The sequence below is a fragment of the Pseudomonas sediminis genome (assembly GCF_039555755.1).
Lineage (GTDB): Bacteria > Pseudomonadota > Gammaproteobacteria > Pseudomonadales > Pseudomonadaceae > Aquipseudomonas > Aquipseudomonas mendocina_D.
The window spans coordinates 1,221,594-1,235,789 of sequence record NZ_CP154631.1 but is presented as its reverse complement, the minus strand read 5'-3'; the positions used below and the strand labels follow the sequence as shown (position 1 = coordinate 1,235,789).

Below are 14,196 nucleotides of genomic sequence, written 5' to 3'. Positions count from 1 at the left end.
GGCAGCGCAGGGCGACCCGAACAAGGATCGCCTTTTGATGAACGCTGTATTTTCTCCCGCGCCCCTGGCCGTCGCCCTGCTTGCCGGACTGCTCGCCCTCGGCGGCTGCGACGCGCGGACCTCAGACGTGCGGGCGGCCGCCGCGACCCCGACGGCGCTGACGGTGCAGCCCTGGCAGCCGGCCGAGCGGATCGCCGTGGAAGACCTGTACCTGCTGGACCAGGCCGCCTTCTGGCCAGGCGCACGCTACCTGCTCAGCAGCGAGAAGCAGGGCCTCTACCTGCTGGACGAGCAGGGCGCCAAGCTGGCCCATCTGCCCGGGCGTTTCGGCGCCCTGGACCAGCGCAGCGATGCCGAGGGCCTGCTGCTGGCCAGCGTCGACATCGATCGCCAGCAACCCATGCTGGTGGCCCTGCGCGGCGCCGACCGGCGCTGGGGCGAGCCGGTGTATCTGCCGCGTGCCAGCTTCAAGGTGGACGGCCTGTGCCTGTCGCGCGACGCGGCCGACAACCAGTTCCTGTTCCTGGTCGGTGAAGAGGGCATTGGCGAACAGTGGCTGGTGGCTCAGGCCCTGCAGCCGCTGGCCGAGCCGCGCCTGGTGCGGCGCCTCAGTCTGCCACCGGCCAGCGAGCATTGCCGCGTGGATGATGACGCCGAGCTGCTCTACATCAACGAGGAGAACGTCGGCCTGTGGGCCTATGCCGCTGGCGCCGAGGATGACCTGATCCGCCAGCCGGTTGGTCTGCGTCAGCCGTTCGGCGATATCGCCGAGGCCATGGCCGGCATGGCGGTGGTGCCGGGCGGGGTGCTCGCGCTCGACCCGGAGTCAGGTGTGCTGCACCGTTACGCCCGCCAAGGTAAAGGCTGGCGCGCCGAGACGCCGCTGCCGCTGACAGGGCTGGACGAGCCGGAGCGCCTCGGCGCGCGGCCGGTCGAGGGTGGCCTGGAGCTGCTGATCGGCGGCGATAACGGCCTGCACCGCGTCCAGCTCGACTGGGCACCGGCCGCGCCGGCGCTGGTCAGGCTGCTGCCGGTGCTGACGCCGCTGGTACAGACCGACGAGGTGCCGAGCCTGGGCGACGCGGCGGACGACCCGGCGATCTGGCTGCATCCGCAGGAGCCGAGCCGCAGTCGCGTGCTGGGCACCGACAAACAGGGCGGCCTGCTGGTTTACGACCTGCAGGGCAGGCAGCTGCAGGACCTGCGCGTCGGTCGTATGAACAATGTCGATCTGCGCGCCGGCTTCGAGCTTGGCGGGCAGCGCGTCGATCTGGCCGTGGCCAGCAATCGCGATCATAACAGCCTGCACTTCTTCGCCATCGACCGCGCCAGCGGCGAGCTCAGCGACCTAGGCCAGGCGCCGACCGCGCTGACCGATATCTACGGCCTGTGCCTGTTCCAGGAGCCCGATGGCGCCATCCACGCCATTGCCAACGACAAGGACGGCACCTTCGTGCAGTACCGCCTCGACGGCAGCAGCGGCCGTGTGCAGGCCACGTTGGCGCGCCAGTTCAAGGTCGCCAGCCAGCCGGAAGGCTGCGTCGCCGACGACCGCAACCAGCGCCTGTTCGTCGGCGAGGAGGACGTTGCGGTGTGGACCCTGGATGCCCGCGCCGAGGCGCCGGCCGAGTTGCAGCAGGTGATCGCCGCCGGCGAGGTGGTACACGACGATATCGAGGGCCTGGCCTTCTACCAGGGCGAGCAGCGCGACTACCTGGTGATCTCCAGCCAGGGCAACGACAGCTACGTGGTGCTCGACGGCCAGGCGCCGTACGCCGTGCGCGGTGCCTTCCGCATCGGCCTGGACGCCGCGCTCGGCATCGACGGCGTGTCGGAGACCGACGGCCTGGAAGTCACCTCGGCCAACCTCGGCGGCCCCTGGAGTCAGGGGATGCTGGTGGTGCAGGACGGCCGCAAGCGCATGCCCGAAGGCCGGCAGAACTACAAGTACCTGCCCTGGAGCGCAGTGGCCGAGGCCCTGGGCCTGGAATAGCGACGCATGAGGGGCGGTAGTCGAGGGGCGAAAATCTCGCGGCTAAAGCCCCTCCCACGGCAGCGGGGCAATTTCGCCGGTAACCGCAATAGAGATGGCGCCCGCCACCCATGGCGGGCGCAGCAAGCAAGGAGTCGAAGATGCACAGTTCACTCGAACAGATGACCGTCTGGAGTCTGGTCAGCGAGGCCAGCCTGCTGGTGCAGGCGGTGATGCTCAGCCTGGTGCTGGCGTCGCTGGCCAGCTGGTACCTGATCGTTCAGCGCAGCGCCGTGCTGCGCCGCAGCGAGCGTGAGGCGCGGGGCTTTCTGCAGCGCTTTCGCAGCACCGCCGACATGGCCCAGTTGCAGCGCGAGTGCGGCGCCGAGGCGGATCAGGATGCCGGCCTGCAGCAGCTGTTCCAGGCCGGTTACCGCGAGTACCAACACCTGCAGCGCGAGCCGGGCATTGCCAGCGAGGCGGTGGTCGAGAGCGTCGAGCGCAGCCTGCTGGTGGCCATCGCCGAACAGGAAGAGCGTCTGGAAAAGGGCCTGCCGCTGCTCGCCACCGTCGGTTCGGTGAGCCCCTACGTCGGCCTGTTCGGCACGGTCTGGGGCATCATGAATTCCTTTATCGGCCTGTCCCAGGTGCAGCAGGCGACGCTCTCCACCGTCGCCCCGGGCATTGCCGAGGCGTTGATCGCCACCGCCATCGGCCTGTTCGCGGCGATTCCCGCGGTGATCGCCTACAACCGCTTCTCCGCGCGCGTGGCCAGCCTCGGCGCGCGTTACTACGGTTTCGGCAACGAGTTGCAGGGTCGTCTGCAGCGCAAGCTGCACGCCGGTAGCGGCCGCATCGCCGCAGCGGCCTGAGGGGAACGCCATGCGCAGGCCACAGAGCAAGCACGGCCCCAAGGCCGAAATGAACGTGGTGCCCTACATCGACGTGATGCTGGTGCTGCTGGTGATCTTCATGGTCACCGCGCCCATGCTCACCCAGGGGGTGCATATCGAGCTGCCCAAGGTGGCCGCTGAGGCGCTGCCCAGCGATAACCAGCAGCGCATCCTCACCCTGTCGGTGCAGGCCGACGGCAGCTACTACTGGAACCTCGGCAGCGAGCTGGACACCGAACTGGGCGCGGCCAGCGAGCAGGCCGTGGACCTGGCGGTGATGAGTGCGCGAGTGGCGCAACTGGTCGCCGAGCAGGGCGACACCCAGGTGTACATCCGCGCCGACCAGGCCGCCGACTACGCCAGTGTGGTGGCCGGTATCGCCGCCCTGCAGCAGGGCGGGGTGAGCAGCCTGGGACTGATCACCGAGGCGCCGCAATGAGCAGCCTGACCCTGCCCGCCGAGCACGACATACGACGCCCGTTCGTGCCGTCCGTGCACTGGCGCCGTCGTTGCGGCGCGCTGGCGGCCACCCTGGCCCTGCACCTGGGGTTGGGCGCACTGCTGCTCGCCCATTGGCAGATCGGCGAGCCTCTCGCGCCGCAGGTCAGCACGGTGCAGCTGCAACTGCTGACCCTGGACCCGCCGGTACCGCCGGAGCCGCCTGCCGTGATTCCCGAGCCGACGCAGCCGGCGCAACCCGATCCGGCCATCGAACGCCAGCGTCTGGAACAGGCCGCCCTGGCGCGCAAACGCGCCGAGCAGCAGCGCCTTGAACAGGAGCAGCAACGCCAGCGCGAGGCGCAGCGGCGTGAGCAGGAGCGCCAGCGCCGCGAGGCCGAGGCCCGCGAGCAGCTCGAGCAGCAGCGCCTGGCCGAGCAGCGCGAACAGGTCGAGCGTCAGCAGGCGGCTGCGGCAGCCGAACGCGCGCGCCAGGCCGAGGCTGCGGCCGCCGCCAGCCGCGAGTTCCTGCCGATTGCCAAGCAGGCCCCGGCCTATCCGCAGCGCGCCCTCGACAAGGGGCTCGAAGGACAGTGCACGGTGCGTTACCGGGTCAACGAGCAGGGCCGGGTGGAAAACCCCGAGGCCGAATCCGACTGCCACCCACTGTTCGTCCGCCCCTCGCTGAGCGCGGCGAAGAGCTTTCGCTACCAGCCAAGGGTGATCGATGGCCGCGCCGTGGCGGTGGAGAGCGTAAGGAACACCTTCACCTACCGCATCGAATGACCACGCAGCGCAACGGAACCTGGCCCATACGCAGCCGGCCGCCGTGCGCACCATCAGTCCCCTCGCACCTCTGGGGAGAGGGTTAGGGAGAGGGGGCATTTAACCGCGTATCCCCGACCCGGCTGCAATCCGGGAACACCAGCCAGCATAGAGAAGCTCGATGAAGCACGATCCGCAGGACTTTCACCAACGCCTCGAAGCCCACGACGACCAGTCGATCAACCCCAGCGCCAACCCGTCGCTGGCGACGCTGATCGACCCCACCCGGCGCAACCTGCTCAAGGGCGGCTTGGGCCTGGCCGCCCTGGGTTTCTTTGGTGGCGGCCTGGCCGCCTGTAGCAAGGCGTCGGCCAGCCCGTTGCTGAACTTCACCAGCGTGCCGCTGCAGTTCGATCCCCAGTTCGACCAGGTACTGGTGCCACCGGGCTACCGCGCCGTGCCGTTCTTCTCCTGGGGTGATGCGGTGGAGCCTGGCGCGACGGACTGGCGTCCGGACGCCAGCGACGACTGGCAGGCCCAGCTCAAACAGGCGGGCGACAACCATGACGGCATGAATTTTTTCGCCTTCGAGGGCGAAGAGGATCGTGGCCTGCTGGTGATGAACCACGAGTACGTCAACCCGCCGTTGCATCCGTCCGGGGTGATCGACCAGAGCCGACCGCGCCCGCTGGACGAGGTGCGCAAGGAGCAGGCCGCCCATGGCGTTTCGGTGATCGAGGTGAGAAAAGGCTCGGACGGCCAATGGCACAGAGTCATGGATTCGCCCTACAACCGACGCATCAGCATGCTCACGCCAATGCGCCTGGCCGGGCCGCTGGCCGGGCTGGAGATGATGAAGACCGCCAGCGATCCCGAGGGCCTGACGGTGCTCGGCACCCTGAACAACTGCGCCACCGGCGTTACGCCCTGGGGCACCTTCCTCACCTGCGAGGAGAACTGGCACAACTACTTCATCAATCGCGACCAACAGGATTATGAGCGCCGTGTGTCGCACAAGCGCTACGGCCTGGCCACCGAGGGCACCAGCAAGAACTACGCCTGGGAAACCGCCGACGCGCGCTTCGACGCCACGCCCTATGCCGACCAGCCCCACGGCGGGCACGTCAACGAGCCGCACCGTTTCGGCTGGGTGGTGGAGATCGACCCCTTCGACCCCAGTGCGCAGCCGATCAAGCGCACCGCCTTCGGCCGCTTCAGCCGCGAGTGCGCGGCGCTGGCGCTCGGCGAGGACGGGCGCATGGCCTTCTATTCTGGCGACGACGCCCGCGGCGAGTACGTCTACAAGTTCGTCCCGAGTGGGCGCTTCGACGCCGCCAATCCACGGGCCAACCGCGATCTGCTGGACGAAGGCACGCTGTATGCCGCGCGTTTCGATGCCGACGGCAGCGGCCAGTGGCTGGCCCTGGTTCACGGGCAGAACGGCCTGAGCGCCGAGCACGGTTTTGCCAGTCAGGCCGAGGTGCTGCTCAACGCCCGCGCCGCCGCCGACCGCGCCGGCGCCACGCCGATGGATCGCCCCGAGTGGGCGACGGTGCACCCCGGCACCCGCGAGGTCTATGTCGCCCTGACCAACAACGACGGCCGTGGCGACAAGCAGCCCACGGACGCCGCCAACCCGCGTCCGCACAACCTGCACGGGCAGATCCTGCGTTTCAATGAGCAGGGTAGCGACCCGACCGCCACCGCCTTCACCTGGGAGCTGTTCCTCCTGGCCGGCGAGGCCAGGGGCGCGCGGACTGCTGGCGGTGAGCCGATGCCGGCCAACCTCACCGGCACCGTCAACGGTGACATCTTCTCCTCGCCGGACGGTCTGGCCTTCGACGCCGCCGGGCGGCTGTGGATCCAGACCGACTACGACGACGAAGAGGCGCCGATGCAGGGCATGGGTTGCAACATGATGCTCTGCGCCGACCCCGCTACCCGCGAGGTGCGCCGCTTCATGGTCGGCCCGCGCGGCTGCGAGATCACCGGCCTGGCCTGGAGCCCGGACGGCAAGGCGATGTGGGCCAATATCCAGCACCCGAGCCTCAGCTACCCGGCCAGCGATGGCCGCAGCCGCCCGCGCTCGACCACCGTGCTGGTGACCCGCCTCGACGGCGGAGTGATCGGCAGCTGATCGCTGCTGCAGCGACGCAGCCTCTCCGTAGGGTGCGCCGCGCGCACCGATGCCTGTGCCCGCCTTGGCTGGTGCGCGCAGCGCACCCTAAGAGGTCAGGCCGCGCGGCGCTCGGCGTGCAGCCGCTCGAACCAGTCCAGCGTCTCGTCCCACAGCCGCTGCGCCGCAGGGCGGAAATAACCCATATGACCGATGGCGCCCAGGCCCTCGGCCTGCGAATCGACCGTGCGTGCCTGATAGGGCGCGTTGACGTAGGCGGCCATGAAGGCATCGCGTGAGGCGGGCGGTGCCCACAGATCGTCCAGCGTGTTGAGCGCCACGATGGGCGTGCTCACCTGCGCGAAACGCTCGGCCAGCCCCGGCATCTGCGGGTCGTCGAAGAAGTAGCGGGGGAAGCGGCACCAGCGCTTCCACTGACGGTAGACGCCCAGCGGCAGATCCTCGCCCATGCCCAGTTTGCTCCACGCCAGGTAGCCCTTGGAGCGCGTGATCAGCGGGCCTATCACGCGCCACATGGCCAGCACGCGCAATTGTTCGCTTTTCGGCATCCAGCCATGCCAGCCGGCGCCCGTGCCGAAGGTGTAGAAGCCGGCGACCTGATCATGGTTGGGCAGCAGGCCGAAGGCGTGGCCGCCGAAGGAATGACCGATCATGAACAGCGGACGCTCGGCGTGCCGGTGCTGATCCACTGCCGCGGCCAGATCGAGGTGCGCCCAGTCCAGATACTCCATCTGGAAGCCACGCAGGCTGTCCGGTCTGGATTGGCCGATGCCACGGTAGTCCAGGGTCAGGGTATTGAAGCCGCGGCTGGCGGCATGCTCGGCGAAGCGCCGGTAGAAGCCTTGCGGCACGCCGGTCGCGCCGGCAATCAGCAACTGCGCCCGCGGCTGTTCGGCGTGATAGCGCGTGGCGGCCAACGGATAATCATCGAGGGCCAGCAGGGGCTGGGTTTCGCGGCGAATGGGCGTGGTCATGGCGACAGGGGCTCCGTGCGATGCTGGCGGATGAAGTGGAGCAGGGTGGTCACGGCCTGTTTCAGCGGCTCGCTGCTGCCGGCGACGCGCGCCTGCAGCAGGCCACCTTCGTAGAGCGCGACGAACAGGGCAGCCAGGCCTTGCGGCTGTGGATAACCATGGCGTTGCAACTGCTGCTGCAGCGCCAGTCGAATGACCACGAAGGCGTTGGCCAGGGCTGCGCGAATCTGGTGATCTTCCGGCCCGCTTTCCAGGGCGACTGCAGCCAGCGGACAACCGCGTTCGAATGCGCTGTCCTGCAACTGGCCAAGCGCACTCTGCAGCCAGGTGCTCAGTGCATCGAGCGGGTCGGGCTGATGTGCGAAGAGTGCGGTGAACGCCTGCTCGGCGCGCTGACCGACGCGTTCGATGGCCGCCACGGCGAGCTCGGTCTTTCCACCGGGGAAGTGGTGGTAAAGGCTGCCCTTGGGCGCCTCAGCGGCGGCCAACAGTTCGTTCAGACCGACGCCATGCAGGCCTTTGCGCTGCAGGGCATCGATCATGGTGTCGATCAGGTTGTCGCGAGTGGTCTTGGTCATGGCCTGGATTATGTAGACCGGTCGGTCTAGTCGCCAGTGTCATTCAGGCCACGTATCAAGGCATATCGGCAGTGTGAAACGCCGCCCGGAAAGGGCGGCGCAAGGCATCAGGCCTGCTTGGCCACCCACGCCGCATAGGCATCGATGAACTTCTGCAGGAAGGGTTTGATGCCGTCGCTGAGCACGCCGTTCTCGTCGAAGAAGTTGCCAGCGCCGCCGAGGTAGGCTTCCGGTTGCTGCAGCACGTGCACGTCGAGGAACACCAGGCACTGGCGCAGGTGGTGGTTGGCGCCGAAGCCGCCGATGGCACCCGGCGAGGCGCTGAGTACGGCGCCCGGCTTGCCGCTGAAGCCGCTCTGGCCATAAGGGCGCGAGCCGACATCGATGGCGTTCTTCATCGCGCCGGGGATCGAACGGTTGTATTCGGGGGTGATGAACAGCACCGCGTCGGCCGCCTTGAGCTTGCTGCGAAACGGCGCGTAGGAGGCCGGAGCGCTGTCGCCGTCGGCGTCTTCGTTGTACAGCGGCAGGTCACCGATCTCGAGGATTTCCAGGTTCAGCGAGGCGGGCGCCAGGTCGGCCAGCGCCAGGGCCAGTTTGCGGTTGATGGAGGCTTTGCGCAGGCTGCCGACCAGTACGGCGACGTTGTAAGTCTTGCTCATGTGTACTCCAGAAGGTGTGGTGAGGAAGGAACAACCACTATAGACCCCGGATGTTTCAGCAGGTGCTGAATGCAGCCAGCAGATCTTCGCTGAAGGCCTTCTGCGCCTCGCTGGGCGGATGGCCGCGATGACTGGCCAGTCGAAACTGCACGGTGAAATCCCAGGTGCCGGGCAGCGCGCGCAGGCCGCCGCGGTTCACCCAGGGCTGGGCGATGTGCTCGGGCAGGTAGCCCAGGTGCGCGCCGGAGAGGATGAACGCCAGGCTGCCCTCGACCTGCTCGCAACGGGCGCTGCTGCTACCGCCCTGCCAGGGCTCGTCGGCGGCGATGAAGCGATAGGGATGCACAACCCGGTCGCAGTCCTGCAGGTCGTCGGCGCTCAGCGTTTCACGCGCGAACAGCGGATGTTGGCTGCTGCAGTACAGGCGCTGGCGCTCCTCGAACAGTGGCTGATAATCCAGCGCCGTCTGGTTGCCGGAAAAATAGCCGATGGCCAGTTGCAGCTGATCCTGCAGCAGGCGTCGTTCCAACTCGGCGGGCATGGCGCTGAGCAGTTGCGTCTGCAGGTTGTTGTACTTGGTCAGCGGCTTGAGGTGACGGGCACGGTCGAAACAGCACGAAGCCCAGCGCGCCGACCAGGGTGCCATCCTCATCGCGCAGCGGAATACGGGTGACCACGAAGTGCTCGCTGCCGAAGACCATCAGGTCGAGCAAGCTCGGCTGGCCGCTTTCCACCATCACACGCAGGCGGCTGGCCGCCAGCACTTCCTCGATTTCCTTGCCCAGCGCCGTGCGCGCATCGGCGATGCCGACCTTCTGCGCGTACTTGTCGTTGATCCAGACGATCCGCGCCTAGCGATTGACCTCGATGGTGCCCTCGCACTGCGCATCGAGGTGATCGAACAACAGCGGCATGGCCACCGCGCGAAAGCGTTCGGGCGACACGCCGATGATCAGGTCATGCTGGTCGAGGTCATCGCGGGAGATGGCCATGGGCAAGTGTCCGGAGTGAGATGCCGGTGATTATGGGCAGCGCCGGTCAGGCCGGGCAATGTCAACAGTCATCAGACAATGGCATTCGCCGCGCGCTTCTGGAATAGTTGAGCGGCTGCGCGTAACCCGCCGGCACCTGCCGATCGCCCACAAGGCCTGTCCGGCAGCCCTGACACCTGCCGTGTCCCTTTTGCGCGCTGACCAGGCGCGCCAGGCGAGCCATCCGCTCGCCGCTGGATCCGCACCGCTTTGCCGGTGCCACAACGATAACGCCAAGATCCACACAAGGACGCCCCGATGAAACTCAAGCGACTCTTCTCCGCGCTCGCCGCCGGCGCTGCGCTGACCGCCCTGTGCGCCACCGCGCAGGCGCGTGAATACTCCGTCTCCACCGTACTTTCCGACGCCTTCCCCTGGGGCCAGGCCGCGCAGAAGTGGGCCGATCTGGTCAACGAACGCTCCGAAGGGCGCATCACCCTGCGCGTCTACCCCAACGCGCAACTGGTCGCCGGCGACCAGACCAAGGAATTCTCCGCCATGCGCTCGGGCCTGATCGACATGGCCGTGGGCTCGACCATCAACTGGTCGCCGCAGGTGCCGGAACTCAACCTGTTCTCCCTACCGTTTTTGATGAAGAACGACGCCGATCTCGACGCCATCACCCAGGGTGAAGCCGGCAAGCTGGCCTTCGCCGCCATCGAGCAGCGCGGCATCGTGCCGCTGGCCTGGGGCGAGAACGGCTTCCGTCAGCTGTCCAACTCGGCCAAACCAGTGCGCAGCCCTGCCGATCTGGCGGGCCTGAAGATCCGCGTGGTCGGTTCGCCGCTGTTCCAGGACACCTTCACCGCCCTCGGCGCCAACCCCACGCAAATGAGCTGGGCCGACGCCAAGCCGGCACTGACCACCGGCGCGGTGGACGGCCAGGAAAACCCGCTGTCGGTCTTCGACGTGGCGCGTGTCGACCAAGTCGGCCAGAAGTACCTGACCCTGTGGGACTACATGGCTGATCCGCTGGTGTTCGCCGTCAACCAGCGCGTATGGAAATCCCTGCCCGAGGAAGATCGCGAACTGCTCAGCCAGGCCGCTATCGACGCCGGCAAGTGGGAGATCGAACTGTCGCGCGGCGCCCAGGCGCAGCGTCTGGTCGATGTACGTGAGCGCGGTGTGGAAGTGATCGAGCTGAGCGACGCCGAGCGTGCCGCCTTCGTCGAAGCCACTACCAGCGTGCATGAGAAATGGGCACCGCGCATTGGCGATAAGTTGATGGACGCCGCACGCAAGGCCGTGGCCCAGCCCTGATTCGTTTTATCTGACCGGAAACCCAAGGGTTTCGGGCGTGATGCTGCCAGTTTGTCGCGCGACACTGATCCGCTCCCCTCTCCCATTTATGGGAGAGGGGCTGGGGGAGAGGGCCAGCGGCACTTGCGCTGAACAACGCCAAGTCGGTCATTCGAGGTTTTTATGAGCAAGCAAGTCGACGCGCCGCTGGAGCGCGTGCTCGCCACCCTGGCCCTGGTGATCATCAGCCTGATCAGCCTGGCCAACGTCGTGGTGCGTTATTTCACCGATGCCTCTTTCGCCTTCACCGAGGAAATCTCGGTGTTCCTGCTGGTCATCCTCACCTTCGCCGGTGCCTCGGTGGCCATGCGCAGCAACCGACATATTCGTATCGGTCTGCTCGAGCGCCTGTTCCCGCGCCTGCGCACGCCGCTGATCCTGCTGCAGTGGCTGGCCGGCGTTTTAGTTCTGGGGCTGGTGTGCTGGTTCGGTGGTCAGTTCGCCTGGGAGGAATTCCAGTGGGATTCCGAGTCGCCCGGTTTGGGTCTGCCCAACTGGTGGTACGTGATCTGGCTACCGATCCTGGCGCTGCTGGTATTCGTGCGCCTGACCCAGGTCACCCTGGATCGTCTGCGCGGGAGAATCAGCGATGAGCCCTGATCTCTGGCTGATCTTCAGCTTCGTCGTACTGCTCGCGCTCGGTGTGCCGGTGGCCTTCGCCCTCGGCCTGTCCGGCGCCATCGGCATCATCGCCGGCCTGTCGCCGGACATGCTCGCGACCCTGGGCACCAACACCTACAACGGCGTCGCCAAGTACCCGCTGATCGCCATTCCGCTGTTTATCCTCACCGGCTTGGTGTTCGAGAAAGCCGGTGTGGCGCTGCGGCTGGTGCGCTTCGCTCAGGCGCTGATCGGGCCGCGCCACGGCGGCCTGGCCATGGTCGCGGTGCTGGTCTGTCTTATCATGGGCGGCATGAGCGGCTCCGGCCCGGCCGATGCCGCTGCCGTGGCCATGGTGATGCTGCCGAGCATGACCAAAGCGGGCTACCCCAAGCCGTTCTCCGCCACGCTGATCGCCGCTTCGGCTTCGACGGCAATCCTGGTTCCGCCGTCGATTGCGCTGATTCTCTACTCCATCGTGGTGCCGGGCGTGGATCTGCGCGCGCTGTTCGCCGCCGGCCTGTTCCCCGGTATTCTCGCCGGTCTGGTGCTGTTGCTGCCGGCCTGGCTGCTGTCGCGCCGCTATGGATGGGAGTCCCCGGAGCAGGGCGAGCGCCCGCCGCTGGGTGAAAGCTTCAAGCAGGCACTGCCCGCCTTGTTCGCCCCGATACTGATCCTCGGCGGCCTGCGCAGCGGCCTGTTCACACCGACCGAAGCCGCCGTGGTTGGCGTGGCCTATGGCGTGCTGGTCGGCCTGTTCGTCACCCGCGAGCTGGACTGGCGCAGCCTCTGGCGCCTGTGCGGTGAGGCGGGCGTGATTTCCGGTGTGGTCATGCTGATCATTGCCCTGGCCGGCATCTTCGCCTGGGCCGGCACCATGCTTGGCACCTTCCGCCATATGGCCGAATGGCTGATCTCGCTGTCGGATAATGGCTGGGTGTTGCTGGCGCTGGTGATGCTCGCCGTGCTGCTGGCCGGCATGCTGCTCGATGCCATCTCCATCTACCTGATCCTGATGCCTATCCTGATTCCGGTGATGCAGCACTTCGGCTGGAACCCGGTGTGGTTCGGCATCCTGCTGGCGATGAATATCGCCATCGGCCAGTTCACCCCACCGGTGGCGATCAACCTGATGGTCACGGCCGAGGTCGCCAAGATACGCCTGGAACAAACCGTCGGCTGGGCCGCGTTGTTCGTCGTGGTGATGTCCAGTGCCCTGCTGTTGGTGGCGATCTTCCCGGAAATCGCCCTGTGGCTGCCGCGTGTGCTGGGTTACGCTGTGTAAAACAGGCAAGGCGGTCTATAGTTGCCTGATGGTGCGCGGCGGAGGGCTGCGTACCGCTGAGGGCGGCGGCGCTGGGCAATAAAATGGGCGACGGCAACTATAACGATCACAAGGACGTAGGCGCAGGGCACTGCGAAGGGCTGCGCGAATCAGGCAAGCGTGCGCTGATGCGCACCATCCTGCTCGCCACCGGCCTGACCCTGGGCGGCTTTGCCGTGCTGCAGGTCCTGGCCGGCAACTATCCCTTCGCCATCCTCGAAGTGCTGTGCACCGCCTTACTGCTGTTCGGCGCCTGGCGCATCGAACGCGCCCGCCATCTGTACCTGTGGATCTACCTGTACCTGATCCCGACCTTCTGCTTCATCCTCTACATCATCGTCATGCCGGATGCCTCGGCGGCGGCGTTCGTCTGGCTGTACATGATCCCGCTGCTGGCTTATCTGCTGCTGGGCAAGCAGCGTGCCTTCACGCTCACCGCGCCGTTCATGTTCGCCGGGCTTTTGCTGTACTTCGCCGACAATCACCTGGCCCTGGACACCCGCGGCCTGATCGACCTGGGCAACGCCGCCCTGTGCGGCGTGCTGATCCTGGTGTTCGTGCACATCTACGACGGCTTGCGCATGCAGGCCTACGAGGAGCTGGAGCGCCTGGCGCAGACCGACTCACTGACCGGCGTGGCCAGCCGCGGCAGCTTTCATCACGCGCTGCAACGCAGCATTCAGGAGGCTGAACGCAGTAGCGGGCATCTGGTTCTGGTGCTGCTCGATGTCGACCACTTCAAGCGGGTCAACGATCAATGGGGACACGAGGCGGGTGATATGGCGCTGCAACACATCTGCCAGATCCTCCAGCAGCGTCTGCGCGTGACCGACTTTCTCGGTCGCCTGGGTGGGGAGGAGTTCGGCCTGCTGCTCAGTCACACCGACAACACCGGCGCCGACCCGCTGGTAGATAAGTTGCGCAAGCAGATTGCTGAACAGCCGCTGGAATACGACGGCGAGCAGATCACGCTGTCCGCCACCTTCGGTCTGGCCACCTGGCCCAGAGACGGTCGCAGCGCCGCCGAGCTTTACCGCGCCGCTGACCGCCGCCTATACAGCGGCAAGCAGCGCGGACGCAATCAACTGGTCAGTACCGACATACCGACCGAGCTGCTACTGGACAAATTCGACGTGCGACTGTGAGTGCTCGATAACGGCCAGAAGCCGAACCAGATCAGGTGCAAATGATTCGACCTGAACTGCAAGGCGCAGCGTGGGTCTGCTTCAGTACCCCTTATGGAAAGCAAAGGAGTACCGCATGGACCTTATCCGCATCCTCATCGCCATCCTGCTGCCGCCGCTGGGCGTATTTCTCCAGGTCGGTTTCGGCGGCGCATTCTGGCTGAACATCCTGCTCACCCTGCTCGGCTACATCCCCGGCATCGTGCATGCGGTGTACATCATCGTCAAACGCTGAGGCCCTTTCCGAGCTTATTCGCCTGCCTAGTCGAACGCGCTTTCTCCCCTCTCCCGCTTGCGGGAGAGGGGGCGGGGGAGAGGGCAGATGATCGCGCAGGCGCA

General features: G+C 66.7%; 13 protein-coding genes and 1 pseudogene. 10 read left to right on the top strand and 4 right to left on the bottom strand.

What is annotated here, in order from left to right; genetic code table 11:
• Positions 1-37 precede the first annotated feature (37 nt).
• The 5 genes from AAEQ75_RS05975 (at position 38) to AAEQ75_RS05955 (ending at position 6,205) form a co-directional block, all read left to right on the top strand.
• On the top strand, positions 38-1,993 hold the full coding sequence (locus tag AAEQ75_RS05975) for a phytase (RefSeq protein ID WP_343351137.1): 1,956 nt from the start codon (positions 38-40) through the stop codon (positions 1,991-1,993).
• A gap of 140 nt (positions 1,994-2,133) precedes the next feature.
• Positions 2,134-2,844, top strand: coding sequence for a protein TolQ (gene tolQ, locus AAEQ75_RS05970; protein ID WP_343351136.1), 711 nt, complete (start codon positions 2,134-2,136; stop codon positions 2,842-2,844).
• 10 nt (positions 2,845-2,854) lie between these two features.
• Entirely contained in the window at positions 2,855-3,304 is a 450-nt protein-coding gene (gene tolR / locus AAEQ75_RS05965; protein ID WP_012019904.1) for a protein TolR, read from the top strand.
• The gene (locus AAEQ75_RS05960; protein WP_343351135.1) at positions 3,301-4,089 is read left to right on the top strand and encodes an energy transducer TonB; all 789 of its coding nucleotides are present in this window, start codon (positions 3,301-3,303) and stop codon (positions 4,087-4,089) included. The genes tolR and AAEQ75_RS05960 overlap by 4 nt, the downstream gene beginning before the upstream one ends.
• A 160-nt stretch (positions 4,090-4,249) precedes the next feature.
• Positions 4,250-6,205 (top strand): PhoX family protein, encoded by a 1,956-nt coding sequence (locus AAEQ75_RS05955; RefSeq protein ID WP_256835768.1) that lies wholly within the window; start codon positions 4,250-4,252, stop codon positions 6,203-6,205.
• 95 nt (positions 6,206-6,300) lie between these two features.
• On the opposite strand, the gene AAEQ75_RS05950 is transcribed toward AAEQ75_RS05955, so the two are convergent.
• The 4 genes and pseudogenes from AAEQ75_RS05950 to AAEQ75_RS21935 all read right to left on the bottom strand — a co-directional run bounded on the left by AAEQ75_RS05950 (position 6,301) and on the right by AAEQ75_RS21935 (position 9,411).
• Positions 6,301-7,179, bottom strand: a complete 879-nt coding sequence (locus tag AAEQ75_RS05950) for an alpha/beta hydrolase family protein (RefSeq protein WP_343351134.1) — start codon at positions 7,177-7,179, stop codon at positions 6,301-6,303.
• The gene (locus AAEQ75_RS05945; protein WP_343351133.1) at positions 7,176-7,757 is read right to left on the bottom strand and encodes a TetR/AcrR family transcriptional regulator; all 582 of its coding nucleotides are present in this window, start codon (positions 7,755-7,757) and stop codon (positions 7,176-7,178) included. The genes AAEQ75_RS05950 and AAEQ75_RS05945 overlap by 4 nt, the downstream gene beginning before the upstream one ends.
• A 107-nt stretch (positions 7,758-7,864) precedes the next feature.
• Positions 7,865-8,419 (bottom strand): NADPH-dependent FMN reductase, encoded by a 555-nt coding sequence (locus AAEQ75_RS05940; RefSeq protein WP_106733249.1) that lies wholly within the window; start codon positions 8,417-8,419, stop codon positions 7,865-7,867.
• Positions 8,420-8,474: 55 nt separating this feature from the next.
• Positions 8,475-9,411: pseudogene (locus tag AAEQ75_RS21935) on the bottom strand (LysR substrate-binding domain-containing protein).
• 297 nt (positions 9,412-9,708) lie between these two features.
• Between AAEQ75_RS21935 and AAEQ75_RS05925 the strand changes: the two are divergent.
• The 5 genes from AAEQ75_RS05925 (at position 9,709) to AAEQ75_RS05905 (ending at position 14,092) form a co-directional block, all read left to right on the top strand.
• Complete coding sequence (locus tag AAEQ75_RS05925; protein ID WP_343351132.1) at positions 9,709-10,710, top strand: DctP family TRAP transporter solute-binding subunit; 1,002 nt, start codon at positions 9,709-9,711, stop codon at positions 10,708-10,710.
• Between the two features lie 162 nt (positions 10,711-10,872).
• On the top strand, positions 10,873-11,349 hold the full coding sequence (locus AAEQ75_RS05920) for a TRAP transporter small permease subunit (RefSeq protein ID WP_179574643.1): 477 nt from the start codon (positions 10,873-10,875) through the stop codon (positions 11,347-11,349).
• The gene (locus AAEQ75_RS05915) at positions 11,339-12,634 is read left to right on the top strand and encodes a TRAP transporter large permease (RefSeq protein WP_343351131.1); all 1,296 of its coding nucleotides are present in this window, start codon (positions 11,339-11,341) and stop codon (positions 12,632-12,634) included. The genes AAEQ75_RS05920 and AAEQ75_RS05915 overlap by 11 nt, the downstream gene beginning before the upstream one ends.
• Before the next feature lie 83 nt (positions 12,635-12,717).
• Positions 12,718-13,818: a GGDEF domain-containing protein gene (locus AAEQ75_RS05910; protein ID WP_343351130.1), complete on the top strand. Its 1,101-nt coding sequence runs from the start codon at positions 12,718-12,720 to the stop codon at positions 13,816-13,818.
• A 115-nt stretch (positions 13,819-13,933) separates the two neighbouring features.
• A complete protein-coding gene (locus AAEQ75_RS05905) occupies positions 13,934-14,092 on the top strand; it encodes a YqaE/Pmp3 family membrane protein (protein ID WP_273655832.1) in 159 nt (52 codons plus the stop codon).
• Positions 14,093-14,196 lie beyond the last annotated feature (104 nt).

Coding starts and splice junctions, on each gene's coding strand:
- AAEQ75_RS05975 (WP_343351137.1), top strand. CDS start 38: ATGAACGCTGTATTTTCTCCCGCGCCCCTGGCCGTCGCCCTGCTTGCC.
- tolQ (WP_343351136.1), top strand. CDS start 2,134: ATGCACAGTTCACTCGAACAGATGACCGTCTGGAGTCTGGTCAGCGAG.
- tolR (WP_012019904.1), top strand. CDS start 2,855: ATGCGCAGGCCACAGAGCAAGCACGGCCCCAAGGCCGAAATGAACGTG.
- AAEQ75_RS05960 (WP_343351135.1), top strand. CDS start 3,301: ATGAGCAGCCTGACCCTGCCCGCCGAGCACGACATACGACGCCCGTTC.
- AAEQ75_RS05955 (WP_256835768.1), top strand. CDS start 4,250: ATGAAGCACGATCCGCAGGACTTTCACCAACGCCTCGAAGCCCACGAC.
- AAEQ75_RS05950 (WP_343351134.1), bottom strand. CDS start 7,179: ATGACCACGCCCATTCGCCGCGAAACCCAGCCCCTGCTGGCCCTCGAT.
- AAEQ75_RS05945 (WP_343351133.1), bottom strand. CDS start 7,757: ATGACCAAGACCACTCGCGACAACCTGATCGACACCATGATCGATGCC.
- AAEQ75_RS05940 (WP_106733249.1), bottom strand. CDS start 8,419: ATGAGCAAGACTTACAACGTCGCCGTACTGGTCGGCAGCCTGCGCAAA.
- AAEQ75_RS05925 (WP_343351132.1), top strand. CDS start 9,709: ATGAAACTCAAGCGACTCTTCTCCGCGCTCGCCGCCGGCGCTGCGCTG.
- AAEQ75_RS05920 (WP_179574643.1), top strand. CDS start 10,873: ATGAGCAAGCAAGTCGACGCGCCGCTGGAGCGCGTGCTCGCCACCCTG.
- AAEQ75_RS05915 (WP_343351131.1), top strand. CDS start 11,339: ATGAGCCCTGATCTCTGGCTGATCTTCAGCTTCGTCGTACTGCTCGCG.
- AAEQ75_RS05910 (WP_343351130.1), top strand. CDS start 12,718: ATGGGCGACGGCAACTATAACGATCACAAGGACGTAGGCGCAGGGCAC.
- AAEQ75_RS05905 (WP_273655832.1), top strand. CDS start 13,934: ATGGACCTTATCCGCATCCTCATCGCCATCCTGCTGCCGCCGCTGGGC.